Origin of the sequence: Aeromonas sp. A04 (genome assembly GCF_047780465.1) — a bacterium.
Taxonomy (GTDB): domain Bacteria; phylum Pseudomonadota; class Gammaproteobacteria; order Enterobacterales; family Aeromonadaceae; genus Aeromonas; species Aeromonas bestiarum.
Genome location: NZ_JBLNHP010000001.1, coordinates 1,326,079 through 1,352,613, shown reverse-complemented (window position 1 = coordinate 1,352,613; position 26,535 = coordinate 1,326,079). Strand labels below are relative to the sequence as shown.

The 26,535-nt window shown below is 62.2% G+C and carries 19 protein-coding genes; 9 read left to right on the top strand and 10 right to left on the bottom strand.

Translation table 11 applies throughout. From position 1 onward, the window contains the following. The first annotated feature begins 9 nt into the window (after positions 1–9). The 5 genes from accA to pdxY all read left to right on the top strand — a co-directional run bounded on the left by accA (position 10) and on the right by pdxY (position 8,093). Complete coding sequence (accA, locus tag ACM3N8_RS06080) at positions 10–960, top strand: acetyl-CoA carboxylase carboxyl transferase subunit alpha (RefSeq protein ID WP_042867203.1); 951 nt, start codon at positions 10–12, stop codon at positions 958–960. 361 nt (positions 961–1,321) lie between these two features. Continuing rightward, on the top strand, positions 1,322–2,866 hold the full coding sequence (cadC, locus tag ACM3N8_RS06075) for a lysine decarboxylation/transport transcriptional activator CadC (RefSeq protein ID WP_241279214.1): 1,545 nt from the start codon (positions 1,322–1,324) through the stop codon (positions 2,864–2,866). A gap of 747 nt (positions 2,867–3,613) precedes the next feature. Continuing rightward, positions 3,614–4,948: a cadaverine/lysine antiporter gene (gene cadB, locus ACM3N8_RS06070; protein WP_043554782.1), complete on the top strand. Its 1,335-nt coding sequence runs from the start codon at positions 3,614–3,616 to the stop codon at positions 4,946–4,948. 76 nt (positions 4,949–5,024) lie between these two features. Next, on the top strand, positions 5,025–7,157 hold the full coding sequence (locus ACM3N8_RS06065; protein WP_274452437.1) for a lysine decarboxylase CadA: 2,133 nt from the start codon (positions 5,025–5,027) through the stop codon (positions 7,155–7,157). A 75-nt stretch (positions 7,158–7,232) separates the two neighbouring features. Then, positions 7,233–8,093 carry a pyridoxal kinase PdxY gene (pdxY, locus tag ACM3N8_RS06060; RefSeq protein WP_348687008.1) on the top strand — a complete coding sequence of 287 codons (861 nt, stop codon included), beginning with the start codon at positions 7,233–7,235 and terminating at the stop codon, positions 8,091–8,093. Positions 8,094–8,106: 13 nt separating this feature from the next. On the opposite strand, the gene ACM3N8_RS06055 is transcribed toward pdxY, so the two are convergent. Both ACM3N8_RS06055 and ACM3N8_RS06050 read right to left on the bottom strand, forming a co-directional pair. Then, complete coding sequence (locus ACM3N8_RS06055; RefSeq protein ID WP_043554786.1) at positions 8,107–9,528, bottom strand: MATE family efflux transporter; 1,422 nt, start codon at positions 9,526–9,528, stop codon at positions 8,107–8,109. A 106-nt stretch (positions 9,529–9,634) separates the two neighbouring features. Next, positions 9,635–10,543 (bottom strand): LysR family transcriptional regulator, encoded by a 909-nt coding sequence (locus ACM3N8_RS06050; RefSeq protein ID WP_274452435.1) that lies wholly within the window; start codon positions 10,541–10,543, stop codon positions 9,635–9,637. 504 nt (positions 10,544–11,047) lie between these two features. Between ACM3N8_RS06050 and ACM3N8_RS06045 the strand changes: the two genes are divergently transcribed. After that, on the top strand, positions 11,048–12,343 hold the full coding sequence (locus ACM3N8_RS06045) for an HAAAP family serine/threonine permease (protein ID WP_043134499.1): 1,296 nt from the start codon (positions 11,048–11,050) through the stop codon (positions 12,341–12,343). 138 nt (positions 12,344–12,481) lie between these two features. Beyond that, positions 12,482–13,762, top strand: a complete 1,281-nt coding sequence (gene yjeH / locus ACM3N8_RS06040) for an L-methionine/branched-chain amino acid transporter (protein WP_416015682.1) — start codon at positions 12,482–12,484, stop codon at positions 13,760–13,762. A 55-nt stretch (positions 13,763–13,817) separates the two neighbouring features. On the opposite strand, the gene ACM3N8_RS06035 is transcribed toward yjeH, so the two are convergent. The 4 genes from ACM3N8_RS06035 to ACM3N8_RS06020 all read right to left on the bottom strand — a co-directional run bounded on the left by ACM3N8_RS06035 (position 13,818) and on the right by ACM3N8_RS06020 (position 19,149). After that, positions 13,818–14,357 carry a GNAT family N-acetyltransferase gene (locus ACM3N8_RS06035; protein WP_416015680.1) on the bottom strand — a complete coding sequence of 180 codons (540 nt, stop codon included), beginning with the start codon at positions 14,355–14,357 and terminating at the stop codon, positions 13,818–13,820. A 77-nt stretch (positions 14,358–14,434) separates the two neighbouring features. Further along, the gene (locus ACM3N8_RS06030) at positions 14,435–16,168 is read right to left on the bottom strand and encodes an ABC-F family ATP-binding cassette domain-containing protein (protein ID WP_416015678.1); all 1,734 of its coding nucleotides are present in this window, start codon (positions 16,166–16,168) and stop codon (positions 14,435–14,437) included. Positions 16,169–16,566: 398 nt separating this feature from the next. After that, entirely contained in the window at positions 16,567–17,004 is a 438-nt protein-coding gene (locus tag ACM3N8_RS06025; RefSeq protein WP_005312116.1) for a PliI family lysozyme inhibitor of I-type lysozyme, read from the bottom strand. 114 nt (positions 17,005–17,118) lie between these two features. Beyond that, positions 17,119–19,149 carry a M13 family metallopeptidase gene (locus ACM3N8_RS06020; RefSeq protein WP_416015676.1) on the bottom strand — a complete coding sequence of 677 codons (2,031 nt, stop codon included), beginning with the start codon at positions 19,147–19,149 and terminating at the stop codon, positions 17,119–17,121. Between the two features lie 129 nt (positions 19,150–19,278). Between ACM3N8_RS06020 and tilS the strand changes: the two genes are divergently transcribed. Then, complete coding sequence (gene tilS / locus ACM3N8_RS06015) at positions 19,279–20,619, top strand: tRNA lysidine(34) synthetase TilS (protein ID WP_416015674.1); 1,341 nt, start codon at positions 19,279–19,281, stop codon at positions 20,617–20,619. Positions 20,620–20,686: 67 nt separating this feature from the next. Here tilS and ACM3N8_RS06010 read toward each other — a convergent pair whose 3' ends face one another. Continuing rightward, entirely contained in the window at positions 20,687–21,607 is a 921-nt protein-coding gene (locus ACM3N8_RS06010; protein WP_172955400.1) for a GGDEF domain-containing protein, read from the bottom strand. Between the two features lie 100 nt (positions 21,608–21,707). On the opposite strand from ACM3N8_RS06010, the gene ACM3N8_RS06005 reads away from it, so the two are divergent. Next, on the top strand, positions 21,708–23,660 hold the full coding sequence (locus ACM3N8_RS06005) for a cation:proton antiporter (protein WP_416015673.1): 1,953 nt from the start codon (positions 21,708–21,710) through the stop codon (positions 23,658–23,660). 28 nt (positions 23,661–23,688) lie between these two features. Here the strand turns inward: ACM3N8_RS06005 and ACM3N8_RS06000 are convergent, their stop codons facing one another. The 3 genes from ACM3N8_RS06000 to ACM3N8_RS05990 all read right to left on the bottom strand — a co-directional run bounded on the left by ACM3N8_RS06000 (position 23,689) and on the right by ACM3N8_RS05990 (position 26,523). Next, the gene (locus tag ACM3N8_RS06000) at positions 23,689–24,834 is read right to left on the bottom strand and encodes a patatin-like phospholipase family protein (RefSeq protein WP_416015671.1); all 1,146 of its coding nucleotides are present in this window, start codon (positions 24,832–24,834) and stop codon (positions 23,689–23,691) included. Positions 24,835–25,002: 168 nt separating this feature from the next. Continuing rightward, positions 25,003–25,872, bottom strand: a complete 870-nt coding sequence (locus tag ACM3N8_RS05995; RefSeq protein WP_416015669.1) for an alpha/beta hydrolase — start codon at positions 25,870–25,872, stop codon at positions 25,003–25,005. A 69-nt stretch (positions 25,873–25,941) separates the two neighbouring features. Next, positions 25,942–26,523 carry a TetR/AcrR family transcriptional regulator gene (locus ACM3N8_RS05990; protein WP_098984747.1) on the bottom strand — a complete coding sequence of 194 codons (582 nt, stop codon included), beginning with the start codon at positions 26,521–26,523 and terminating at the stop codon, positions 25,942–25,944. Positions 26,524–26,535 lie beyond the last annotated feature (12 nt).

The following is a 26,535-nucleotide window of genomic DNA, read 5'->3' as shown; positions in this document are numbered from 1 at the left end:
ATAGGCCCTATGAGTCTTTTTCTGGATTTTGAACAGCCAATTGCCGAGTTGCAGGCGCAGATTGATGAACTCCGTCATGTGAGTGAGCACAACAGTGCTGTCGATCTCAATGAAGACATTCGCCGGCTGGAGAAGAAAAACGAAGAGCTGACCAAGAAGATCTTCGGCGATCTGGGGGCCTGGCAGGTATCCCAGATGGCGCGTCATCCTCAGCGTCCTTACACCCTCGATTATATCGAGCACATCTTCACCGACTTCGACGAGCTGGCTGGCGATCGCGCCTATGCGGATGACAAGGCCATCGTCGGCGGCATCGCCCGTCTCGACGGCGAACCCGTGATGGTGATTGGTCAGCAGAAGGGTCGCGAGACCAAGGAGAAGATCAAGCGCAACTTCGGCATGCCGCGTCCGGAAGGATACCGCAAGGCCCTGCGCCTGATGGAGATGGCCGAGCGCTTCAAGATGCCGATCATCACCTTCATCGACACCCCGGGCGCCTACCCCGGCGTGGGTGCCGAGGAGCGTGGCCAGTCCGAAGCCATCGCCCGCAACCTGAAGGTCATGGCCGGTCTGACCGTGCCCGTGGTCTGCACAGTGATAGGTGAAGGCGGCTCGGGCGGCGCCCTGGCTATCGGTGTGGGGGATCGCGTCAACATGCTGCAATACTCCACCTACTCCGTCATCTCGCCGGAAGGTTGCGCCTCCATCCTGTGGAAGAGCGCCGACAAGGCACCGGTCGCCGCCGATGCCATGGGCATCACGGCCCAGCGCCTGAAGGAGCTGAAACTCATCGACAGCATAGTCGAGGAGCCCCTCGGCGGTGCCCACCGCAATGTGGAGCTGATGGCCAAGCGCCTGAAGGATCGCATCCAGCAGGATCTGAACGCCTTGCGTCCGCTCGAGACCGATCAGCTGCTGGAGCAGCGCTACCAGCGCCTGATGGGCTACGGCTACTGCTAAGCACCGGCTTCATTCCGACATGCCAGAAGGCCCCCGCACTGCGGGGGCCTTCTTTTTTGGGCCCGGCATAAATACTCTTCATATGGATACCAGTTGGCACGATGTTTGCCGAAAACCCCCGTGTGGGATCAACTGAGCGGCGGTTAGTGGCCAAAAAAAGTGGGATCCCGCTCCCGTTTTGCTTAAAGTGACCGCTTCCGAACGGCCCGATTGGAATACCCGCAAGGATGCCCTTCAGACGTAAACAGGATTGACCCTCAGGCATGTTCACTGTTTCGGCGACACTGTTTTCCCGGTTCCGCCTGCCTCTGGTCTTGCGTCACTCTCATCGTGCATCGTCTTCATCTGCAGCGAGTGAATCATGAGCGAATCGGTTTTTGAGATCCATGACTGGACCCTGAGCGTTGACGACAACATGCTGTGTCGCCCCGATCGCGAGGTCTACCTCGAGCCCAGGCTGGTCAATCTGTTGCGGTTTCTGGCGAGCAATGCCGGCACAGTGTTCGCTCGCGACTCCCTGATCAACGAGGTGTGGGACGGGGCCGAGGTCACAGATCAGGTGGTCACCCAGTCCATCTTCGAGCTGCGCAAGATCCTCAAAGATGGCCGCTTTGATGCGACCGACTACATCATCACAGTGCCCAAGCGTGGCTACAAGCTGGTGGCGCCGGTGCGACCGTTGCAACCTTTGCAGGTGGTTTCCGTGGTGATGGCAGATGCCCGGTCAGCTCCGACGGCCAACTCGACCCTCTCCGACCTGAGCCCGCCTGCCGATGACGAGGATGAGGAAGCGATCAGTGGTGTGGCCCCCTTCCCGGCCGGTCCCCTGACCCGCGCCATCTCGACCCGGGCCCAGGACGGCCGCAGCCGCTGGAAGATGATCAGTTTCGACATCTTCGTGGCCGTCATCCTGGTCACCATCGTCAGCCTGCTCAGCTACCAGCACACCAGTCCCCAGGTGCACTCCATGCTGGATCCAAACCTGCTGGTGTTTCGCTTTCACTCCGGCATGGAGGGTGACAACGAGAACGTGCGCCTGGCCGACGGCATCACCCGTGCCCTGATGGGGGAGGTGGCGGCCGCCACGCCGCTGCGGGTGCAGTACGGCGCCAATACCCTGATGGGGGGCATATTGCCCGGCAAGGAGCTGAGCGTACGGGTTTCCCGTCAGCCCGGCGGCACCTATCTGGATCTGGAATACCGCAACATCAACACCAACCGTGTGCTGTTCAGCCACCAGTATCAGCTCAGTCGCCACAACGTCCATGCCGTGCTGCAGGCGAGCAGCCAGGATCTGCTGCGCGCCCTCGATCAGCCGGACGCCTTGCCCGGCATGGGCTGGCCCACCGACGATGCCGCCCTGATGGCCATGATGGAGGCGCACTACTACACCAACAGCCAGGATACGGTGGCGCTCAAGCGCGGCATCGATCTGCTCGACAAGTCCCTCGCAAGCCAACCGGATCAGCCGCTGCTGCTGGCCGAGCGCTATCTGGCGGGGGAGGCGCTGGCAACCCTGGCCGGTCAGTCCGAGAGTGAACGACTGCAGGGGATTGGTACCCATCTGGCCAGTCTGGTGCAGGACGGCGGCCTGCTGCCGGCACGGGTATGGGAGGCGCTGACCCTGCAGGCGATACTGGACGGCCAGCAGCAGCAGGCGAATCGCCTGCTGGCGCAGGCAGCCAGCCGGGGCCGCTCAGTGCTCTATCACATACTGCTCGGCAAGCTGGCTGAGCTGGATGGCCGCCCCGAGGCGGCGGGAGATGCCTACAGTCAGGCCTTCCTGATGGAGGCGACCGAGCAGACCTATCTGCTCTGCCAGCGACTCGGTTTCTACAGCAACATGGAAACCCTGACTCCCGCCCTGTTCAACGCACTGGGCCAGAGCAAGGTGAAGCTGTTCTGAGGCGTGGCAACATGCCGCTTTGCTGACCGCAGAGGTTGCGCTCAGCCAGACAGGCTGCCTTGGGGCAGCCTGTTGCTTATATGCCGCCTGATGTGCGGCAGCCCGGCAATGACCAGCCTTGGATGACCTGGCTGCCAGCCGCTCTCTTTATTCCTATTCCTATCCCTGCCACTGGCTCCGGGCCATGGCATCTTTGTCTACCCCTCAGGGGTCTGCCGTTACCCCTGTGCAGATGGCCGATCCAGGGCCTGCTCCCTTCTTCATTATTCCGCTCGCGGTTGTGTCGTCCTGATGCTTGCCCTCCCTTCGGATTACCCAGTCAAGGGCGGCCATTGCCGGGAGGCGTCCGCTTATCCCTTGAGCCGCGTGGCGGGTGGGAGGATGGCGAGGCTTCAACCGGTGGCCTGGCTGCGGGATCAGGGTAAAGGGGGCTGAATGGGGCACCTCGTGGCCGCAAGGGCATCATGAAAAATATCAAGGTGTATCGACTGAGGCCTGACGGACCTCTCAAGCGGGGGCGTGGATATCAAGGATTTATCAAGACGACTTGGTGGTTTATGTCCAACATTATGTTTTTAATGGGTTTTTATTGATTGGTGTCGCGGGGAGAAAAAAGTTCACTCATGTTTTTATCCCTTAGCGGGTCTTTATGTTTTCCGGGGCACGGAGGCCTAGTCTGTGGCCATTCGTTGGCGGGACGCTCCGCCAAGCGTGTGTTTGATGACCTTTTATCGACCCGGAGATCTTATGTCCCTAGATACGAGCAAGAAGATTGGCCTCATCGCCTGTACAGGTGTGGTGGCCGGCAACATGATGGGGAGCGGCATAGCGCTGCTGCCCTCGGCCCTGGCCACTATCGGCTCCATCTCTGTATTCAGCTGGGCCATCTGTCTGGTTGGCGCCATGGGCCTTGCCTTCGTGTTTGCCCGCCTCGCTACCAAGAATCCGCAAGAGGGTGGCCCCATCGCTTACGCCGGCGAGATCTCTCCTGTGTTCGGCTTCCAGACCGGTGTGCTCTATTACCACGCCAACTGGATTGGCAACCTGGCCATCGCCATTACCGGCGTCTCCTACCTGTCGGTCTTCTTCCCCATCCTCAACAACCCTATCCCGGCGGCCCTGGCTACCATAGCGGCGGTCTGGATCTTCACCTTCGTCAACCTGCTTGGCGGCAGCTGGGTGAGCCGCCTCTGTACCCTGGGCCTGGTGCTGATCCTGCTGCCTGTGGTCGGTACCGCCGTGATGGGCTGGGGACATTTTGATACCAGCGTCTACAGCCAGAACTGGAACACCACCAGCGGCAGCGACCTGCATGCTGTCATCAGCGCCGTGCTGATCTGCCTCTGGTCCTTCGTGGGTGTCGAATCCGCCGCCGTCTCTTCCGGCATGGTGAAGAACCCGAAACGTACCGTGCCGCTCGCCACCATGCTGGGTACCGGTATTGCCGGCGTCATCTACATACTTTCCACCCAGGTGATCAGCGGCATGTTCCCGGCCGGTGAAGTGGCAGCCTCCGGCGCCCCCTTTGCCATGGCCTCTTCCGCCATCTTCGGCAACTGGTCTGCGCCGTTCGTCTCCGCCTTCACCGCCCTGGCCTGCTTCACTTCGCTGGGCTCCTGGATGATGCTGGTGGGCGAGGCGGGCAAGCGCGCCGCCCACGATGGCAACTTCCCGAAGATCTACGGCGAGCTGGACAAAAACGGCGTCGCCAAGAAGGGGTTGATCCTCGGCTCCCTCAAGATGACTGCGCTGATGATCGGCCTGACCGCCTTCACCTCCCAGTCCGCTCACGCCGCCGACCTGTTCAACGTGCTGACTACCGATGCTGTGCTGCTGACCATGCTGCCTTACTTCTACTCCAGCATTAACCTCATCCGTTTCGAGGGCATGACCTCCCGCAGCATAGGCACCATGATCTTCTCCGGCGTCGCCTGCGTCTTCTGTCTGGTGGCCCTGATGGGCGCCCAGGGCTCCAACCTCACTGCCACCTTCGTGGTGTCGCTCATCATCCTGATGTTCTACGCCAAAAAACAGGGCCTGCGTCAACACGACGCCCTGCTCAAAGAGCAAGCCAGCCACTGATTCCGTTTCCCTTTTCCGAGCGCTCTTCACTCACCATCCCTGATGGAGAGCGCCCCTCTACGTGTGGAGTATCACGATGAATATCATTGCCATCCTCAACCACCTGGGCGTGTTCTTCAAAGAAGAACCCATTCGCCAGCTGCAAGCCTCCCTCGAGCGTAAAGGCTTTCAGGTTGTATACCCGGTCGACGTGGCCGACCTGCTGAAGCTGATCGAGAAGAACCCCCGCGTCTGCGGCGCCATCTTCGACTGGGACAAATATTCCCTCGGCCTGTGCAAGGAGATCCACGATCGCAACGAGAAGCTGCCGATCTTCGCCTTTGCCAACGACCAGTCCACCCTGGACATTCACCTGACCGACCTGCGTCTGAACGTGCACTTCTTCGAATACCGTCTCGGCATGGCGGACGACATCGCCCTCAAGATGGGCCAGGCCACTCAGGAGTATCAGGACGCCATACTGCCGCCCTTCACCAAGGCGCTGTTCAAGTACGTGGAAGAGGGTAAATACACCTTCTGTACCCCGGGTCACATGGGCGGTACCGCCTTCCAGATGAGCCCGGCCGGCAGCATCTTCTATGACTTCTACGGCCCCAACGCCTTCAAGGCGGACGTCTCCATCTCAATGCCGGAGCTGGGTTCTCTGCTGGATCACTCGGGTCCGCACAAGGAAGCCGAGGAGTATATCGCCCGTACCTTCAACGCCGATCGCTCCTACATAGTCACCAACGGCACTTCCACCGCCAACAAGATAGTCGGCATGTATTCCGCGCCGGCCGGCAGCACAGTGCTGGTGGATCGCAACTGTCACAAGTCCCTGACTCACCTGATGATGATGAGTGACGTGACGCCGCTCTACTTCCGTCCGACCCGCAACGCCTACGGCATTCTGGGGGGCATACCGCAGAGCGAATTCAGCCGCGAGACCATAGCTGCCAAGGTCGCCGCCACCCCGGGTGCCCAGGCGCCGCGCTATGCCGTGATCACCAACTCCACCTACGATGGCCTGCTCTACAACACCGGCTTCATCAAGGAGAGTCTGGATACCCCCTACATCCACTTCGACAGTGCCTGGGTGCCCTACACCAACTTCAGCCCCATCTATGAAGGCAAGTGCGGCATGAGCGGCGACGCCATGCCGGGCAAGGTGTTCTACGAAACCCAGTCCACCCACAAGCTGCTGGCGGCCTTCTCCCAGGCCTCGATGATCCACATCAAGGGTGACGTGGAAGAGGAGACCTTCAACGAAGCCTTCATGATGCACACCTCCACCTCGCCGCAGTACGGCATAGTGGCCTCCACCGAGATCTCCGCCGCCATGATGCGGGGCAACACCGGCAAGCGTCTGATCAAGGACTCCATCGATCGCGCCGTCTCCTTCCGCAAAGAGATCAAGCGTCTGCGTGATCAGAGCGAAGGCTGGTTCTTCGACGTATGGCAGCCGGACAACATAGACACAGTCGAGTGCTGGAAGCTGGATCCGAAAGATGACTGGCACGGTTTCAACGGCATCGATGATGACCACATGTACCTCGACCCCATCAAGGTCACCCTGCTGACCCCGGGCATGGGTCGTGATGGCAAGCTGCTGGACAACGGCATCCCTGCCTCTCTGGTCTCCAAGTTCCTGGACGAGCGCGGCATAGTGGTGGAGAAGACAGGCCCCTACAACATGCTGTTCCTCTTCTCCATCGGCATCGATCAGTCCAAGGCGATGCAGCTGCTGCGCGCCCTGACCGAGTTCAAGCGCGGCTATGACCTGAACCTGACCATCAAGAGCATATTGCCGAGTCTCTACCGTGAAGACCCGAGCTTCTACGAAGGCATGCGCATCCAGGAGCTGGCCCAGAGCATTCACGACCTGACCTGCAAATATCGTCTGCCGGAGCTGATGTTCAAGGCGTTCGACGTGCTGCCTGAGATGAAGATGACGCCGCACGCCGCCTGGCAGCAGGAGCTGGCAGGCAATCTGGAAGAGGTGCCGTTGCGTGACATGGTGGATCGCATCAGCGCCAACATGATACTGCCCTACCCGCCGGGAGTACCGCTGGTACTGCCAGGCGAGATGGTGACCAGCGATTCTCTGCCGGTGCTCGAGTTCCTCGAGATGCTGTGCGAGATCGGGGCTCACTACCCGGGCTTCGAGACCGATATCCACGGCCTCTATCGTCAGGCCGATGGCAGCTACACCGTCAAGGTGCTGCGTTAATCGAGAGTGACAACAACGGGCCGAGAGGCCCGTTTTTCCCTGTGTTTTTTATCCATTTTTGCGTGAGTCGCCATCATGAAGCGAATTCTCTCCATTCAATCCCACGTGGTGTTCGGCTGCGCCGGCAACGGTGCCGCCGTGTTTCCCATGCGCCGCATGGGCATGGAGGTGTGGCCCGTCAATACGGTGCAGTTCTCCAACCACACCCAGTACAGCGAAGGTTGGCAGGGGATGGTGATGCCCGGCGGCCATATCCGCCAGCTGATGACGGGGCTTGCCGACATAGGCGTGCTGGGGCAGTGCGATGCGCTCTTGAGCGGCTATCTCGGCTCGGCCGAACAGGGGGAGGAGATACTGGCGGCGGTGGCCCACCTCAAGGCGCTCAATCCAAACGCCCTCTATTTCTGTGATCCCGTGATGGGTCACCCCGACAAGGGTTGCATAGTGGCACCCGGTGTCAGCGAATTCTTTAAAACCCGGGCCTTGCCCCAGGCCGACATGCTGGCCCCCAATCTGCTGGAGCTGGAACAGCTCACCGGCCGCGAGATAAGCAATGTGCCCGAGGTGCTGGCGGCTTGTCAGCAGTTGCGCGAGCAGGGGATCAAGCTGGTGATGGTCAAGCATCTGGGGCGGGCCGGGTTAAGCCTGGACAGGTTCGAGATGGTGCTGGTATGCGATGCGGGCGCGTTTCACATCTCGCGCCCGCTCTATGAATTTCATCGCCAGCCTATAGGGGTAGGGGATCTGCTCAGTGCCACCATGCTGGCCAATCTGCTGGCGGGACAGGATCCCGTGCTGGCGTTTGAGCGCACCAACGCCAGCGTGGATGCGGTGCTGGCCCAGACCTGGCTGGCGGGCGCCTACGAGCTGCAACTGGTGGCAGCCCAGCAGGCGATGGCAGAACCCGGGGTGCGCACCCGCGCCACCCGGCTTTGAGTCTGCGTAATGGCTAGCCGGCGCGGCGGGCCAGCTGGACTCCCTGACGGGCGCCGATCGGCTTGGCGTGGTGCGGACGCTGGGGTGTGCACGCCAGCTTGAGGCGACGCCACTCCCGCCACAGCAGCCAGCACAGCGGCAGGGTCAGCAGCAAGACTGTGGTGGGCTGGGCCATCAGCACCCCCTCGCGGCCCCACCAGAGCGGCAGCAGGAAGATCAGCGGCAGCAGCAGCAGTGTCTTGGCCGCCGAGATGATCAGCGCCTGCTTGGTGCGGGCCATGGACTGCAGCAACACTATGCCGAACATGATGATCCCCTCCAGCGGAATGGCGCCGAGGTTGAGGGTCAGGCTGCTGACGGCCGCGGCAAGCAGCTCGGCATCCTGATTGCCGATGTAGAGCATGGCCACCTGGCGCGGCAGCAGCTGGATCAGCAGCCAGACCGCCATGCCATAGATGAGCGTGATCTTGAGCCCCATCTCCATCAGGAATTTCAGATCCCGATGGCGTTTGGCCCCTGTCGCCTGGCTGATGAGTGGCTGGATGCCGAAGGCCAGACCCTGCAGGATCACGATGAACACGGCCTCGGTGTAACCAGCCACTGTGAAGCCGGCCAGATCCTTGATTGCGCCATACGCCATCAGCTGGCTGTTGTGCAGCAGCAGCAGCAGCCCCAGATTGAACTGGGCGATCAGGCTCGGCAGACCGGTGAACAGCAGGTTGGGCATGGCCGGAAAACTGGGCACCATGTGGTGCCATGAGAGGCGCAGTTTGGCATGACTGGTAAAGAAATAACCCAGGCCCAGCAGGCTGACGATCCCCTCGGTGATGAGCGTCGCCTGGGCCGAGCCCACCAGCCCCAGCCCCAGCCGGCCGACCATGAGGTAGTTGAGTACTATGTTGAGGATGGCGCCACTGCTGACCAGGATCATGGCCAGCCTTGGCTTGCCATCGTTGCGCAGCAGGTAGGGTACCGCCAGGTTGCAGGCCAGCAGCAGAGTGCCGCCGCCGATCCAGGTGAGGTAGTCACTGGCCTGTTTCCAGGTCTCTGTGCCTTGCTCAATCCCCAATGCCAGCAGTATGTCGATGTGCCAGTAGTAAAGCAGCAAGGGCGCCAGGGCCCCGAGCAGCCCGAGCAGCCAGAACGCATTGACCAGCGCCTGTCGGGCCAGCCGGATATTCTTTGCCCCCTGATGCAGGGAGATGGCGGTGGCCGCCCCCATGCTGATCATGGCGGCGAGCCCGATCAACACCATGATGACGGGATAGACCAGGTTGATGCCGGCGAGGCCGGCGGCGCCCACGTAGTGGCCGACGAAGATGCCATCGACCAGGTAGTAGGCACCGGAGACCAGCATGGCCATGATGGAGGGGAGGGCATAGCCCCAGAAACGGCGAGTCATCGCCCGTTGGCGCAACATGAAGTAAGCAGACATATCTGTTCTCTTGGGGAGTTCGATTATCGAGCAGACAGTCTAGATTAATACCTTTTTGTTGATAATCCGGTTTTTATTTGATGAATTGATGAGTCACACTCAGCAATCATCGAGTTTGATAGTGTGCCTTGAGCATGTCTATCAGGGCGCGCAGGCCGCTGCCCAGCTGGTGCCGGCTGGGATAAAAGAGTGAAAATCCCACGAAGGTAGGGCACCACTGCTCCAGCACGCTCACCAGTGTTCCCTGTGCCAGCTGCTTGCTCACCTCCTCCTCCAGGCAATACGCCAATCCCAGCCCCGCCTCTGCCGCCCCCAGATAGAGTGCCGGCGTGCTGGTGGTCAGGGGTCCGGTCACCTCTATCTCCAACATGGAACCCTCTTCCCCGGCAAACGCCCAGCGGTAATGGTGAGAAGGGGTCAACCGGTAACCTATGCAGGCATGGCGCGACAATTCGCGAGGGTGTTGCGGGGTGCCGTGCCTGGCCAGATAGGCGGGGGCTGCCACCACCAGATAGCGCTGGGGCGGCCCGAGCGGCACACCTATCATCTCCTTGGGCAGCAGATCGCCATAAAAGAGGGCTGCGTCATAGCCATCCTCGATGAGGCGCGGCATCAGCTCCTGCTCCACCACCTCCACCTGCATGCGCGGGTAGCGCACCATGTAGTCGATCAACACCGGGGCCAGCAGCTCGTCGATGGCGCCCCGTGGCGCACTGATCTTCAGCCGTCCCACCGGCTCGTCGCTGTGATGCGCCAGTTCGTCGAGGGCGCTCTGCAGGTGGTTCAGGGTGGGCAGCAACTGTTCGAGCAGGCGCTGGCCCGCATCGGTCGGCACCACGGCGCGGGTGCTGCGATTGAGCAATCTGACACCCAGGCGGGTCTCCAGCCCTTTCAGGCTGTGGCTCAGGGCTGAAGCCGACACCCCGAGCTCGAGGGCGGCCTTGCTGAAACTCTGGTGACGGGCGACGGCGGCAAATACTGCCAGTTCGGCGAGGTCGGTACGGGTGATGGCCATATTAATTCAACGGGGAAATGTTGATGAACAGGGTACGACAGGGCACTGCGGCGCACAACTTGAGCAACAAACAGGCAAATGTAAGCAGTTTGTTGTACCCCAAAGGATATAGATACGGGTGAAACTACCTGAAATTGTTAATGGTTGTTCACAAAATTGGGCTGGCAACGTGATCTCTGACGCCAGAAAGGCGATTCCAGTCAAACTTTGGTTGATTAATTCAAAAAAACACTGTGCTCGGTAAGGGGATTTAATTAGAGTCAGCTCATCAGAACAAAGGTGCGTTAATGAGTTGTAACGGTTGACGTGCTTGCGGCCCTCGGGCTGATGACCCACAGACCTGTTTGTTGCAGTTTGGTTGCTACATGGAGTGGCGAGCAAGTTGCCGAGTCGGTGGGATGAGAATAACAGGGATGGACTGCAGGAGTTCCAGGGAGATGGAACGGGGCATTGCGCCCGGTTGACTAGATTTTTTCTATTTTCCTTGATGACAGGAACACCCCTATGTCTGACATGAACATTGCAGTTGAAGGCAGCTTAGCCAGTAATGCGTCTTCCCGTGGCATCAACAAGGCCGACCTGGTCTGGATGCTGGGCCTGTACGGTACCGCCATCGGTGCCGGCGTCCTCTTCCTGCCGATCAACGCCGGTGTAGGTGGTCTGTGGCCGCTGCTGGCCATGGCCATCCTGGCCCTGCCGTTGACCTTCTTCGCACACCGCGGCCTGACCCGCTTCGTGCTGTCCGGCTCCACCCGTGACGGTGACATCACCGAAGTGGTGGAAGAGCACTTCGGCAAGACCGCAGGCAAGTTCATCACCCTGCTCTACTTCTTTGCCATCTACCCGATCCTGCTGATGTACTCGGTCGCCATCACCAACACGGTCGAGAGCCTGATGGTTCACCAGCTGGGCATGACTGCACCTCCCCGTGCCATCCTGTCGCTGGCGCTGATCCTGGGTCTGATGGCGATCGTTCGCCTCGGCGGCCAGTTCATCGTCAAGGCGATGAGCGTGCTGGTGTTCCCGTTCGTGCTGACCTTGATGGGCCTGGCGCTCTACCTGATCCCGCATTGGAACGGTGCCATCATCACAGAAGCGCCGGCACTGTCTGACGCCTTCAACGGTGACTTCATCAAGACCCTGTGGCTGGCCATTCCGGTCATGGTGTTCTCCTTCAACCACTCCCCGATCATCTCCTCCTTCGCGGTGGACAACAAGGGTCGTTACGGTGAAGGCGCCGAGAAGAAGTGCGGCAACATACTGCTGGGTGCCCACGTCATGATGGTCATGACCGTCATGTTCTTCGTGTTCAGCTGCGTACTGAGCCTCTCCCCGGCTGACCTGGCTGCCGCCAAGGAACAGAACATCACCATTCTGTCCTACCTGGCCAACCACTTCGACAACGCCTTCATCGCCACTGCGGCTCCGCTGATCGCCATGGTCGCCATCAGCAAGTCCTTCCTGGGTCACTACCTGGGTGCACAGGAAGGCATGAACGGTCTGATGGCCAAGGCGCTGCGTGAAAAAGGCAAGAAGGTTGATGCCAAGCAGCTGAACAAGGTGACCGCGGTCTTCATGATCCTGACCACCTGGGCGATTGCCACCATCAACCCGAGCATCCTCGGCATGATCGAAGATCTGGGCGGCCCCATCATCGCCATGCTGCTGTTCCTGATGCCGATGTACGCCATCACCAAGGTACCTGCCATGCGCAAATACGCTGGCAACATCAGCAACGGCTTCGTGACCCTGATTGGCCTGATCGCCATGTCCGGCATCATCTACAAGCTGATTGCCTGATAACTCCGGTTAGTCTGTTGAAAGAAGAAGCCGCCTCGCAAGAGGCGGCTTTTTTTGTTTGGGCAACGGATAGCCCTTAACAAGCAAGGGACTGCGGCCTAACATGGCGGGGTGTTTTTCCAGTCAGGACAAAAGGATATGTCTGCGTTGAAAAAAGAGCTGGGGCTCTGGCAGGGAATGGGGCTGCTCGCCACCTCACTGCTGGGGACCGGTATCTTCGTGGTGCCGGCGACCGCGGCGTCGCTGGCGGGGGGCGCCTCGCTCTGGGCCTGGGTGTTGCTCATAGTGCTGGTGCTGCCCATCGCCTTCACCTTCGCCCGGCTCGGCCGCCGTTATCCCCATGCGGGCGGGGCACCGCACCTCATCGGGCTCGCCTTTGGCAACGGCGCCGAGCGTTTCTCCGCCTTCCTGTTCCTGGCTGTGCTGCCGGTGGGCTTGCCTGCGGCCCTCACTATCGCCGCCGGCTTCTGGCACGCGCTGTTCGATCTGGGGGAGTGGACCCTGTGGGCCATCCAGTTGCTGACCCTGCTCGGGGTGTTTCTGCTCGGACTGCGGGGGGCACGCTCCTCCGGCAACCTGCAGTTGCTGATTGCCCTGGCCATATTGGGGCTGACCCTGCTCATCTGGTTCAAGGGGGATCTCAGCTGGCGCGATGCGGCCCAGCCACTGCCGACGGCAGCTGAGTGGCCCGCCATGGGCACGGCGCTGGCGGTGATGTTCTGGTGCTTCGTGGGGCTGGAAGCTTTCGCCCACATGGGGGAGGAGTTCAAGCGGCCACAGCGGGACTATCCGCTGGCCCTGCTCGGTGGCGTGCTGCTGGCGGGGCTGATTTATTGGGTCCACTCGCTGGTGGTGCTCAAATATGGTCTCTATGGCGACGAGGCGACCAATGCCACCGCCATCCCGGCCCTGCTCTCCCTGCTGTTCGACCCTACCGCCAAGTGGCTGGTGGCCATTTTGGGCTACCTCTCCTGCTTTGCCAGCATCAACATCTACCTGCAGGGATTTGCGCGCCTCATCTGGAGCATGGCGCGGGAGGGCAAACTGCCCGTTTCCCTCTCTCGCCTCTCGGCCCGGGGGGCGCCGCTCAATGCCCTGTGCTGGGTGCTTGCCATCTGCCTCGTCTCCATCACCTTGATCCTCTGGCTGCGACTGCCGCTCGATGAGCTGATCCGCTACGCCAACGGCAACTTCGTGCTGGTCTATCTGCTCTGCATGGCGGCGGGCTGGCGTCTGCTCGGTGGCATGGGCAAGGGGCTGGCGGCCTTGAGCGTGCTGCTCTGCCTCGCCGTGCTGGTGGCGCTCGCCTCCCAGGTGTTTTATGCCGTATTGCTGAGTGCAGGTTACGGTCTCTTCTCCCTGTGGCGCCGCTATCTGCGCCGCACCCGGGCCACGGAGAATATCTGCGCCATCAAGTAACCAGCCCGACAAAGAGCCCCGCAGTGCGGGGTTCTTTGTCTATCAGGGGTGTTGGCTACCGGGTGCTTGGCTGGTCGCTGCGCAGCAGAGCGTAGTGTTGCAGGGAGATAAACTGATCCCCCTTCCATTCGCACTCCCGCGCCGTCCCCTCGTAGCGAAATCCGGCGCGGAGCAGGACGCGGGCGGAGGCGACATTGGGCTCCTCCACCAGGGCCTGCAGCCGGTGCAGCGTAGTGGTGCCATAGAAGTGGGTCAGAAAAAGGGGCAGGGCCCTGCCCATTACCCCTTTTCCCCAGTACTCGGGATAGAGCCAATAACCTAGCTCGGCCTTTCTGTGCTGCGGATCGGCATCGTTGTAGCCGATGGCCCCCATGGGGAGGCCGGTGTGCTGACTGCGGATCAGAAACCAGTCGCCAGTGCCCTGACGCACCAGGTCGGCGTACCACGCCATCTGGGCCTCACAGGCTGTCAGGCTATCGTAACTGATGCCGTAGTGGGCAATAACCTCTGGATCCGACAGGCCGCGATAGATGTGAGGCAGATCGGCCGCCGTGATGGGGTCGAGCCGCAGTTCGCCCCCTTGTCGTGAATTCATGCTCTTCTCCTGTGCGGCCTGTGTTGGCAGGCCGCCTGATTGGGAAAGACAGTTGTGTGAAGGTGTGACTGCTGGTGTCAGTTCGCTGCGAGGCCAAGCAAACCGGCCAGCTGCTGCAACTCGTCGCGCCACTGTTGTTGCAGCCTGGGTGTCTGATGCCTGGGCTTGCGGGCGAGGTCGGCGGCGAGCAGGGCATCCAGCTCGTACCAGCGTGCCAGCAGCGCCTCTTCGTCATCCTCCACAGTAGCTTGCTCCTGCGGACTGCCATCGGTGGCGGGGCTGATTGAAAGGTCCATGGGTTCATCACAGAGCAACTCGGCATAGGCCCGCTCGGCACTGTGGGCTTCGACAATCCGGCCTTCCCTGATCACCCAGAACCGGTTGCAACTGCGCTCGATCAGATCCCGGTCGTGGGAGATCAGCAGCACGCCACCGGCAAAACGCGACAGCGCCTCGGCCAGATCTTCTTTTCCTTCCAGATCCAGATGGTTGGTGGGTTCATCCAGCCAGAGCAGATGGTGGCTCGCCAGCGACAGGGCGAGAAACAGCAGCCTGGCCCGCTCACCACCGCTCAGGCTATGCACGCGTTGCCCGTGACGGGAGTAGGGGAAACCTGCACGGATCAAGGCCTGGCGCAGCGTCACCTCGGACAGGGGGGCCAGACAATAGAGGGCATCGGTCAGCGTTGCAGCGTCATCGAGCTGCTGCAGGGACTGATCGTAGTAGGCGATGCTGGCGCCGGGGTGGTGGTGCCAGCCTTCACCTGGTAGTTGAGCGTGCAGATCGTGCCAGCACTGACGCAGCAGGGAGGACTTGCCGGTGCCATTGGCACCGAGCAGGGCAACCCTGTCTCCGGCTCGCAGCCCGAGATCCTCGGCCCGCAGCAGGGGAGGCAAGCCGGGAGCGGGGCGCACGTCGAGGGCGTCCAGCCGCAGCAGGGCATCGGCGGGCAGTGCCTGCCCGTGCAGTTCGAGGCGCCAGGGGGCGCCGGCACCGACAACGCTCTGCTCTTCCTGCATCCTGGCAATCCGTTTCTCCATGGATTTGGCCTGACGCACCAGCTTCTCGTTGTCATGCTCCCGCCCCCAGATGGCGAGGCGTTTGCTGCTGGCGCTCAGGCGGTCGATCTCCTTCTGCTCGTCGGCCCGGCGCAAACGGGCTTGCTCGTCCTCTTCCGCCTGGGCCGCCCTGGCCTGGCTGCAAGGCAGGGCGAAGCGATAGAGGCATCGATCCCGCAGGATCAGAGTCTCGCGGGTGACCCGGTCGAGCAGGCGGCCATCGTGGGACACCAGCACGAAAGCGCCGCGCCAGCCCAGCAGGAAGCGCTCCAGCCAGAGCAGAGCGGGCAAGTCCAGGTGGTTGCTGGGCTCATCGAGCAGCAACAGATTGGGCTGGCGCAGCAGGGCGCGGCCTATCTGCAATCGGGTGTGCTGGCCGCCGCTCAGGGCGCTGACCGGTAACGCGCCCTGTGCTTCAAGCTGCAGCTCGGTCAGCATCTTGTCCACCTGCCAGTCGAGCGCGGGATCCCCGTCCACTGCATCGAGCAGTACGGCGCGGGTGCTGAGTGCCTGCAGGCGTGCGGGCAGATGTTGCGCCACGAATTCACAGCGGCAAGCCGCTGCGTGATGCACGCGTCCGTCATGGGGATCGAGCTGACCGGCCAGCAGGGCGAGCAGTGTGCTCTTGCCGCTGCCATTGGCACCGATAAGGCCGATGCGATCACCGCTGCGGATGCTGAGGTCGACGCTGTCAAACAGGGGCAGGTGTCCTGCCGTCATGTGCAGGGAATGGGTACTCATCAGGGTTGTCATGCTCTTGCTCTCTAAAATCACGGGATCGAAAATCCCTGTCATCAGGAGCGCTGGCGACAACGGCAGAGTCGAGAAAGGTCTCGGTTTGGAAGGGAGTCGGCTTTGCTCGAACCCGCTATCGCAGCGCGATGGTATGCAGGCAAGAGCACTGGAATGTGCCGAACAGGCGAGCCGAGAACATCGGGCACGCTTGGATAACCATTTTTTACCTCCTTATTTTTTGTGATGGCAAGGTGCGCCGATTATAAGCACAGAAAAAATAGCTGTCCATCGGGGGCCCCTGTCTCTTGTCCCCGTTGTGAGGCGGGGCCGGGTACAAGGCGGCAGTGGCCTTATCGGCTGCGCCAGCAAAGTCAAAGCCCCGCATTGCGGGGCCTTGGCTGTATGAGAGTGGTGGGTCAATCGCGGGGGGTCTTGAGCGCCTGGATCACATCCTCGTCGGGGGCCAGCCCTTCTACATGGTTGAAGATCTCCAGCCCCTCCTGCGCATTGATGGTAAAGGCGTCGGCACTGCGATAGCTGCCGCTGCCGGCGCTTTCGATGATGACGATGAGCTCGGGCTGCTTGTCGCCGTTGAGATCCTGCAACTTCAGCTCTTTGATGCTGCCATCTCGCGCCAGTACCTTGCCATCGATGAACTGATCGAGGGGAAACTGGGGGTTGGCGCCGGAATAGAGACGCACGTCGTAGCTGCCGATGGAGGCGGGCTCACCGCGCCCCTCGCTGATGGCAAGCACCTGACCGGTGGGCAGCGTCAGCTGTTTGAAGAACCCTTCTGCCGCCTGACCAGTCAGTGGCAGGGTGAGCAGACCGAGTGTCATGAGCAAGGCTTTCATGGATGTGATCCTTGTGACTGTGGTGACGGGCGGGTATCTCCTGCCCGTCACGGATGTTGATATGTGAGCCGGGGTCAGGTGATGCCTGTCCCGGCTCTTCGAACAGGGCGTCCGTTACCAGATTTTGACCCGTTTGGCGGGGTCCAGATAGAGCTTGTCCCCCGGCTTGATGTTGAATGCCTCGTAGAAGGCGGGGATGTTCGGCACCACGCCGTTGACCCTGAACTCCGGCGGGGAGTGCGGATCCGAGGAGAGCAGCATCTGCATCAGCTCGGGGCGGTACATGCCTTTCCACACCTGGGCCCAGCCGAGGAAGAAGCGCTGTTCGCCTGTGAAGCCGTCCAGCACGGGGGCTTCCTCGCCCTTGAGTGACAGCAGATAGGCCTTGTGGGCTATGGTGAGACCGCCCAGATCGCCAATGTTTTCCCCCAGGGTGAACTGGCCGTTGACGAACTGGCCATTGATGGGCTCGAAGCGGTTGTATTGGGCAACCAGTCGGCTGGTACGAAAGCGAAACTCCTTGAGGTCGGCCGGCGTCCACCAGTCGCGCATCACGCCATCGCCGTCGGATTTGGCCCCCTGATCATCGAAACCGTGACCCATTTCATGGCCAATGACGCCGCCGATGGCACCGTAGTTGACGGCATCATCGGCCTGCATGTCGAAGAAGGGGGGTTGCAATATGGCGGCCGGGAAGACGATCTCGTTGTTGCTCGGGTTGTAGTAGGCATTCACCGTCTGCGGCGACATGTGCCACTCGTCCCTGTCCACCGGCTTGCCCAGGCGTGCCAGGCTGTCGGCATATTCAAAGGCGCGAGCCCGTTGCAGGTTGCCTACCAGATCATCGGCGCGGATCTCGATGGCGCTGTAATCCTTCCATTTGTCCGGATAGCCTATTTTGGGCCTGAACTTGGCAAGCTTTTCCAGTGCCTGGGTCTTGGTGGCCGGTGACATCCAGTCCAGCTCCTGAATGCTCTGGCCGTAGGCAGTGCGCAGGTTTTCCACCAATTGCTCCATGCGGGCCTTGGCCTGGGGCGGGAAGTAGCGCTCCACATAGAGCTTGCCCACCGCTTCCCCAAGGTGATCGTCCAGTATGCCGAGGGCGCGTTCCCAGGGGGCGCGTTGCTTGGGGGTGCCGCTCAAGGTGGTGCCGAAGAAGGCGAAATTCTGGGCGTCGGTCTTGCTGTCGAGATAGGGGGCATAATCCGTGATGAGCTGCCACTTGAGGTAGGCTTGCCAGTCGCCGATCGGGGTCTGCTGCATCAGGCCATCGAGGGCGGCGAGATAACTAGGCTGGCCTATGACCAGGCTGCTCTGACCGGCGAGGCCGGCCTGATCCAGGTAGCCATCCCAGTCGATATGCGGAGCGAGACGCTTGAGTTCGCTCTGGGGCGCCTTGTTGTAGTTCTTCTCCCGATCCCGCAGGGCCACGTTGTCCCACTGGATCTGGGCGAGTTTGGTCTCAAGGGCCAGGATGCGCTGGGCCTTGGCCTTGGCATCCGCTTCACCGAAACGGGTCAGCATGCCGGCGATGTGCTGCTCGTATTTCTGCCGCAGCGCCTGGCTGTTGGGGTCGGTTTTGAGGTAGTAATCCCGATCCGGCAGGCTGAGCCCGGATTGATAGAGGTAGACCGCATAGCTGTCCGGCGCCTTGGCATCGGCATCGATCCAGAAGCCGAACGGGGCGCCGCCGCCAGTGCGACCGCTCTGGGCAAAGGCCCGGGCCAGCCCGCTCCGATCGCGGATCTGATCGATCTCGCTCAGCAGGGGCAGCAGCGGCGTGGTGCCCTTGGCATCCCGGCTGCCCTGATCCAGATAGCTCTGGTAGAGATCGTGGATCTGCTGGGCCGGGGTGCCTGCCGCCGCCTTGCCGTCGAGCCCCTCGACCAGCACCCGCACGTCCGCCAGGGACTTGTCCCGCAGCATGTAAAAGGCACCGTCGGCGGGCCTGTCGTCCGGGATCTTGGCGGTGGCCAGCCAGTGGCCGTTCACGTAGCGGAAGAAGTCGTCACCGGGTTTGACCCGGGTGTCCATGTTGGCCAGCGCGAGGCCGGAGTGTTTGTCTGCTGTGTCCGGCGCCTGACTACAACCGGCCAGCAAGGCCAGTCCGATGAGGCTGGCCAGCAGGCTTTTTTTATTGTTCATCTTGTTGGATTCCAATTCGGGTTATTCAGCTTCCTGGCCCAAACAGGGCAGTTCTTCACTCTAACAGTCGGGTTGCAGCTTGATAAGCCCGACTCTGCTAAGATCGGCCTGGTCGTTTTGGGGAAGCCTATGATTTCTCGTATTTATTCTCGTTTTTGTCAGACCCTGCCCGCGCCGGAAGGTTCCCGGGGCCTGTTGGTTGCCTTCAGTGGCGGGCTCGATTCCACCGTATTGCTGGTGCTGGCGGCGCAGTTTGCCCGCGAGCAGGGGCTGGTGCTGCGCGCCCTGCACGTGCATCACGGCCTGAGCCCTCATGCCGATGCCTGGGTAACCCATTGTGAGGCCGTGTGTCAGCAACTGGCGGTGCCGCTCATGGTCGAGCGGGTACAACTGGTGCGTGGCAATGGCGAGAGCCTGGAGGCCCAGGCCAGGGAGGCCCGCTATCAGCGGCTGGCCGCCAGCCTGGGTGCCGGGGAGTGGCTGCTCACAGCCCATCATCAGGACGATCAGCTGGAGACACTGCTGCTGGCCCTCAAGCGTGGCGCCGGCGTGCGCGGCCTGGCGGGCATACTGCCGAGTCAGCCGTTTGCGGCTGGCCTGCTGCTGCGCCCCTTGCTTGAGGTGAGCCGGGCCGAGTTGGCCGAGGTGGCCCAATCGCTTCCTTACGGCTGGGTGGAGGATGAGAGCAATCAGGATGTGAGCTATGACCGCAACTTCCTGCGCCAGACGCTTATCCCGCAGCTCAAGGCGCGCTGGCCCGCCATGGCCCGCACCGCCGCCCGCAGCATGGCGCTGTGCGCCGAGCAGGAGACGCTGCTGACCGAGCTGGCCGAAGCGGACTGGCGGTTGGCCGGTGAGGGGAGTGCCCTGAATATCGAGCCGCTGCACGGGCTCTCGGCGACCCGGCGCAACAACCTGCTGCGCTACTGGATCCGCCGGCTGGGGGGCGAGATGCCCTCCCGGGATCAGCTGGCTCTGCTGTGGCAGGAGGTGGCGCTGGCGCGAGAGGACGCCAATCCGCAGTTCAGCTTGAAGAGTCTGGATTGCCGCCGTTTTCAGGGCCGGCTCCATCTGGTCAAGCCGGGGCTGGCGCCCTGTCACGCGCAGCTGATGGTGGCGGTTGGCGAGTCGCTCGCCTTGCCGGACGGGCTGGGACAGGTGCAGCTAGCGCTGCGCCAGGGCGGTGAGGGGTTGAGGCTGCCCACCGCGCGGGAGCCAATGTCGGTGCGTTTTCAGGTGACGCCCGGGGTCATGCTCAAACCCGTGGGGCGCAGCGGCAGCCGGCGCTTCAAGAAGTTGCTGCAAGAGTATGGGGTGCCCTCCTGGCAGCGGGGGCGCATCCCCATCCTCTATTACGGCGAGCAGGTGGCGGCGGTGGCCGGACTCTTTATCTGTGACGGATTCATGACGCGAGCCGCCGGTCTGGAGTGGCACTGGCTGCCAGCGGCGGACAGCTGGATCCCTGAGTGAATCGGGTTCGCCATCAAGACAAAAAAGCCGGCATTGCCGGCTTTTTTGCACTCGTCCCCTGACAGCTTCAATCCAGCAGGCCGGCCTTGCCCGCTTTTTTGCGGGCGTAGAGGTGAGCGTCCGCCGCCTCGTACAGGCTGTGGACCGCCACCCCGGACTGCCAGCTGGCGGCCCCCAGGCTGCAGCCGACCGAGAAGGTGCTGAGCTCCTTGTGGGTCATCAGCATGTGTTGCAGCCGCAGCCAGACGGGGCGCCAGGCCTCGGGCTCGGCGGGTTGCAGCAGCAGCGCAAATTCGTCGCCACCGAGGCGAAACGCCTGATCCGTGCTGCGGATGCAGCTCTTGAGCAACTGGGCGAAGCGGCTCAGCACCAGATCGCCGATCGGGTGGCCCCAGGTGTCGTTGATCTGCTTGAAGTGGTCCAGATCCAGCAGTACCAGCACCAGACCGTGAGACTCCCGGCTGTGCTGCTCCACCGCGCGGCCTATGGCCTCATCGAAGTAGGAGCGGTTGCCGAGCCCGGTCAGGTGATCGAGTCGCACCTGTTGCTCCAGTTGTGCCAGCCGCAGATAGAGGGGCAGGGGCATGCAGAGCAGTTGATGGTACTGCTGCAGGATCCGCTGCTGGCTGCCGCTCAGAGTATGTTCCAGGGTGTAGTGCAGCTGGCCGAACAGCTGGCCATGCTGGCCGCGCAGTTCAAACGGGTAGCTGTGCAGCGTCAGGCTGGCCTGGGGCGGTTGCTGGATCAGCCGAAGTGGCTGGGCGTGATCGAAGTAGAGGCTGTGTATTCGGACAATTCTTGCCGCACGATCGGCAAAGGTTGCCAGCAGGCTGTCGAGATCCGTCTGTACCAGCAAGAGCTCGAGCAGCTGGTTGCGATCCTGGCTGGCCAGCGGCGTGAGCCGCTCCATCTGGCGAACCCATTGCTCTATGCCATGCCCCAAGCCATTCAATGACGATGCGTTTTCCACGGTACAGCCCTCATACATCCTACTTCCTGCCACTTCCTTGCAATCCTTGTGCCCAAAATATGTTCGATGTGAACAAGGGCGGCTGGCTAGGCTTAAGTGGATAAAAAGGGAGGGAAAATTGTATACAGATGTCTTGATCCTGCTGTTTGCCGCCGTCTTGCTGGTGGCGATTTTCCGGCGCCTCGGCCAGCCGGTGATCCTCGCCTACCTGCTCGCCGGGGTAGTGCTCGGCCCCTATGGCGCCGCCGTGATCACGGGGCAGGCGATCATGCAGACCATAGCCGAGCTCGGCATCGTCTTTCTGATGTTCTCGCTCGGGCTGGAGTTCTCACTGCCGCGGCTGATCGCCATGCGGATGCTGGTGCTGGGGGTGGGCGGTTTGCAGGTATTGTTCACCTCCTCGCTGTTCTTCTGGCTCGCGTGGTGGTGGGGGCTGAGCCTGCCGCAGGCGCTGGTGGTCGCGGGCACCCTGGCGCTCTCCTCCACCGCCGTGGTGATCAAGCAGCTGGGGGAGCAAAAACAGCTGCACACCCGCCGGGCCCAGCTCGGGGTGAGCGTGCTGCTGTTTCAAGATCTGGCGGTAGTGCCGCTGCTGGTGATGATCCCCATACTGGCCAGGCCCGAGATCCAGGGCGGCGCCCTGCTGGCGGAGATCGCCTGGGCCACCCTCAAGGGGCTGTTCGCCCTGTTCAGCCTGCTGGCGGTGGGCAAGTGGCTGCTGCCGCTGCTGTTTCACGAGGTGGCGCGGGCCCGATCCGACGAGCTGTTCGTGTTGAGCGCCCTGCTGGTGGCGCTGCTGGCCGCCTCGCTGACCCAGTGGATGGGGCTCTCCATGGCGCTGGGGGCGTTTCTGGCGGGCATGATGCTGGGCGAATCCCACTATCGCCACCAGCTGGAGGTGGACATACGGCCGTTTCGGGACGTGTTGATGGGGCTCTTCTTCATCACCATCGGCATGACCATGGACTGGCAACTGGTGGCACGGGCCTGGTGGCAGGTGATCCTCAGCGTGCTCGGCCTCATCTTGATCAAATCCCTGCTGGTGCTGCTGGCCGGACGCCTGATGGGGGAGCGCAAGCGCGATGCCATGGCGACGGGGATCATGCTGAGCCAGGTCGGCGAGTTTGGCTTCGTGCTGCTGGCGCTGGCCAATCACCACGGCCTGCTCGACCATCAGCTGATCTCCCTGCTCATCGGCATAGGGGTGACCTCCATCGCCATGACCCCCTGGCTGGTGCAGCGGGCCCAGGGTCTGGCCCGCTCGCTCATCGACTCGACCCTGCTCTCCCGCTCCGAGGTGGCGCAGTCCGGCCTCAGCAAGCATCAACACGTCATCATCGCCGGTTTCGGCCGGGCCGGGCAGACCTGTGCCCGCTTCCTCAAGCTGGAGGACATCCCCTTCCTGGCGCTGGATCTCGATCCCGAGCGGGTGAGCGAGGCCAAGTCGGCGGGGGAGCAGGTGGCGTTTGGCGATGCGAGCCGGCGCGATATCCTGCTGGCCGCCGGCCTCTTGCGGGCCCGGCTGGTGATCATCACCTTCGACGATCGCAAGCGGGTCGAGGCCATGCTGGCGCTGATCAGGGAGCTGGCGGTGGATGTCAGGGTGCTGGTGCGCACCCGGGATGACAGCTTTCTGGAGGCCTTCAAGCAGGCGGGGGCCCACGAGGTGATCCCCGAATCCCAGGAGGGGGCCCTGATGCTGGTCTCTCATCTGCTGCTCAACTGCAACGTCCCCATAGGCCGGGTGATCCGGCGCATGGAGCACGAGCGCAGCAGCCAGTATCGCTTCCTGCACGGCTTCTACTGGGGGGATCAGAGCGCCGGCAATCTGGAGACGGACCAGCTGCTCGAGCGACTGCATCCCGTGCTGCTGCACGATCAGGCCTGGGCTGTGGGGCGCACTGTGCAGGCGCTGGCACTGGAGGAGGTGCGGATCAAGGAGGTGCAGCGCGGCGAGCAGAGCCTGGAGCCCAGACCCGAGCTGACGCTGGCGGCGGGGGATCGGCTGGTGCTGTTTGGCAATTCGGTGGCGATGGAGCAGGCCGAGCAGCGGCTGCTGGAGGGGCGCTAGCCAGGTGGCACCCCAGGTTGGCTGCGGTTCATGCCTCCTCCCGCGCCATCTGCTCTATGCCCAGAAACTGTTCGACCCGCTGGCGCTCGTTGAGGGTGTCCCGGTAGCCCAGCTTGATCAGCTGCTGGCAATAGCCGGGGTAGAACATCAGGAAACTGGCCAGGCTGCTGGTCTCATCCCCCGTGACCCCCAGCACCCGCAGCAGGCGGCGCAGGTGCACCGGCAGCTTGCGCAAATAGTTCAGCGCCATGATGTCGAGATCCTCGCTCGGCTTCAGCACGCAGGTCTCCACCCGCTTCAATTTCAAACGGTTGCGCTCCCGCTCCGGAATGAGATCCAGGGTCTGGTTGATGCGCCACAGCCGCTCAAGATCCGAGTTGAGGGTGTCGGTGAAGACGGTGTCCAGCAGGTGGCTGGCGATGTTGGAGCTGGTCAGGTAACCGTGGTGAAAGGTCGGCGCCGAGTGGGCCGGCGGATCCAGGGTGATCAGCAGGATCCGCTCAGCCCCCAGGTGGATGGCGGGGCTGAGCGGGCTGAGCTGGTGGATGGAGCCATCGCCGTAGAATTTGTCGCCTATATGGGTCGCGGGAAAGACAAACGGCAGCGCCGAGGAGGCCAGCAGGTGATCCGAGGTGAGCAGGGTTCGCACCCCGCGCCGTCTGGCCCTCTCCCATGGCAGGTGTTCGGCCCGCCCCTGGAAGAAGGTGGTGGAGAGGCCGTCATCGTAATCGGACGCCGTGATGGCGAGTGCCTCCAGGCTGCCGTAGAGGATGTTGTCATCGATGCGGTGGTAGTCGATGAGCTGATCCAGCAGGCGGCGCAGCGGCGCGTTGTCGAACAGGTGAAAGGCGTGGTTGGTGTGGGGATTGATGAGGCCTGCCGAGCCCTCGTACATCAGCCGCCACAGCAATCTGCCGGGATGAAAGTCGAAGATGTGATGGGTCTCGAAGCGGCGCCAGACCCACTCCAGCTTGCGCACTCCCAGATGAAAACAGGAGGCATAACAGGCCAGTGCGGTAACATTGATGGCGCCGGCCGAGGTACCGCACAGTATGGGAAAGGGAATGCCGAGATTGCGGGGATAGAACTCGGCGATGGCCTTGAGGGCCCCGACCTGATAGGCGGCGCGAGCACCACCACCGGTTAACAGAAGAGCTGTGTTGGGTCTGGCCATGACGCTACCCCTTATGTTGTTGGCGGCAGCAGTACACCCTGCTCATGATACTGCGCCTTATGCTTGCCACTGGGGGTGTTGCCACCGAGCAATTTAACTATAAGGCGCTGTATCGAATATAAAAACAGGGTTGCTCACCATTTTTTTGCAGGCCGGTTTCGACCCCTGTCATCCGGCCGTCTGCGGCGTGTTCAGCCGATCGAAGGCGGCAAACACGGGGGCGCTGGCGAGGATGCGACCGTGGCCCAGCCCCCGGGTTGTGACCAGCCGGGTGCGGCCGTCCCGGCTTGCTCGCAGGGAGTCGTCGTGGGGGGCAAACCTGTCCTCCTCGTCGTGCACTATGATGGCGGCTCCCGCACGGCTGGCGAGGCGCCCCAGTGGATCGACAGTGCTGAGGGGGTGCTGGTACTCCTGCTCTATCTCTTTCACCACGGCATCGAACAGCCGGATGGAGTAGCCGGATCGCGCCACCATGCCGTAGAGCTGGGGCACATAGTCGAGCACGGGCGAGATGAGCAGCAGTGGCAGCCGGTCCAGGCCTGGCACCCGGCTGGAGAGGGTGACGGCGCCCCCCATGCTGTGGGCTATGAGCCCCTGGATGGGGCCAGACTCGTCGCTCAGTTTGGCCACCAGCTCGTCGAAGGCGCGCACGAAGCGGGGCAGGTGGCCGGTATGGCCGGCGCTGTGGCCGTGAGCCGGATGATCATAGGCGATGGCGGTAAAGCCCTGGGCGGCGATGTGACTCATCAACGGATAGAACTGGCTGGCGCTGCCGGACCAGCCGTGCATCAGCAGCCAGACCGGCCCTTTGCCGAGCCGGTAGCTCATCAGCACACCTTCGCTGGTGTGAACGGCCTGTTTGACCAGGCCCGCAGGCGCCGCCGTGTCCCGCTGGTTGCGCTGGGGGGTGAGCAACAGCTTGCTGGCGGTGCGTCTGGCGTGGGCCGGGGCGAGTCTGTGGTGCAACCGGGTGCCGAGCCCCAGCAGCCACTTGCTCGGGCTGAAGCGGCGGGTGTTGAAGTAGATCTTGCTGCTCATGATGCTCCTGTCTGTTTTGTGTTCGAACGGTCGTGCTTTTTTGTGGGTTTTTAAAAAGGCAGTTGAAAATCAGCGCCAGCTTGTCAGCAGAGCCTCCACTTCGGGCCAGAAGTGGCGGGCCGGATCCTGACACAAGTCCAGCGCGTTGAACACCTGATCCCCCAGATAGAGGCCGTACAGCCGGTAGACGGCGCGCCAGGGATCCATGTCGCCGCGCCACTCCCCCTGCGTCTGACCCTGCACCACCTGGCGGGCCAGGTAGTCGAGCCAGAAGCGTACCAGCTGGCGTGCAGCCTGCTGCACCTCACCCTCCTGGGCCGAGGTCCAGGCATCGAGGAACATGCAGCGGCCGGCGAAGCTCTGGTTCCAGGCCAGCCAGGCCTGCAGCAGGGCGATCAGCTTCTCCTGCTGGTTGCCGTGCTGCTGCTGGCGCACCGGCTGGATCACCCGTTCCCGGAACACCTCGGCGGCGTACTCCAGCACGGCGATCTGCAGGTTGTCGCGGGATTGGAAGTGAGCAAAGAGGCCGCTCTTGGACATCTCGCAGGCGCAGGCAAGGGAGCCTATGGTCAGGCTCTCCAGTCCCTGCTGGCTCGCCTGCTCAAACGCAGTCTGCAAAATGTTGTCGCGGGTCAACCGGCCCTTGCTCATCGCACTCTCCTC

Bases quoted from the DNA above. Each gene is read 5' to 3' on its own strand.
- accA (WP_042867203.1), top strand. From the start codon at position 10: ATGAGTCTTTTTCTGGATTTTGAACAGCCAATTGCCGAGTTGCAGGCG.
- cadC (WP_241279214.1), top strand. From the start codon at position 1,322: ATGAGCGAATCGGTTTTTGAGATCCATGACTGGACCCTGAGCGTTGAC.
- cadB (WP_043554782.1), top strand. From the start codon at position 3,614: ATGTCCCTAGATACGAGCAAGAAGATTGGCCTCATCGCCTGTACAGGT.
- ACM3N8_RS06065 (WP_274452437.1), top strand. From the start codon at position 5,025: ATGAATATCATTGCCATCCTCAACCACCTGGGCGTGTTCTTCAAAGAA.
- pdxY (WP_348687008.1), top strand. From the start codon at position 7,233: ATGAAGCGAATTCTCTCCATTCAATCCCACGTGGTGTTCGGCTGCGCC.
- ACM3N8_RS06055 (WP_043554786.1), bottom strand. From the start codon at position 9,528: ATGTCTGCTTACTTCATGTTGCGCCAACGGGCGATGACTCGCCGTTTC.
- ACM3N8_RS06050 (WP_274452435.1), bottom strand. From the start codon at position 10,543: ATGGCCATCACCCGTACCGACCTCGCCGAACTGGCAGTATTTGCCGCC.
- ACM3N8_RS06045 (WP_043134499.1), top strand. From the start codon at position 11,048: ATGTCTGACATGAACATTGCAGTTGAAGGCAGCTTAGCCAGTAATGCG.
- yjeH (WP_416015682.1), top strand. From the start codon at position 12,482: ATGTCTGCGTTGAAAAAAGAGCTGGGGCTCTGGCAGGGAATGGGGCTG.
- ACM3N8_RS06035 (WP_416015680.1), bottom strand. From the start codon at position 14,357: ATGAATTCACGACAAGGGGGCGAACTGCGGCTCGACCCCATCACGGCG.
- ACM3N8_RS06030 (WP_416015678.1), bottom strand. From the start codon at position 16,168: ATGACAACCCTGATGAGTACCCATTCCCTGCACATGACGGCAGGACAC.
- ACM3N8_RS06025 (WP_005312116.1), bottom strand. From the start codon at position 17,004: ATGAAAGCCTTGCTCATGACACTCGGTCTGCTCACCCTGCCACTGACT.
- ACM3N8_RS06020 (WP_416015676.1), bottom strand. From the start codon at position 19,149: ATGAACAATAAAAAAAGCCTGCTGGCCAGCCTCATCGGACTGGCCTTG.
- tilS (WP_416015674.1), top strand. From the start codon at position 19,279: ATGATTTCTCGTATTTATTCTCGTTTTTGTCAGACCCTGCCCGCGCCG.
- ACM3N8_RS06010 (WP_172955400.1), bottom strand. From the start codon at position 21,607: ATGTATGAGGGCTGTACCGTGGAAAACGCATCGTCATTGAATGGCTTG.
- ACM3N8_RS06000 (WP_416015671.1), bottom strand. From the start codon at position 24,834: ATGGCCAGACCCAACACAGCTCTTCTGTTAACCGGTGGTGGTGCTCGC.
- ACM3N8_RS05995 (WP_416015669.1), bottom strand. From the start codon at position 25,872: ATGAGCAGCAAGATCTACTTCAACACCCGCCGCTTCAGCCCGAGCAAG.
- ACM3N8_RS05990 (WP_098984747.1), bottom strand. From the start codon at position 26,523: ATGAGCAAGGGCCGGTTGACCCGCGACAACATTTTGCAGACTGCGTTT.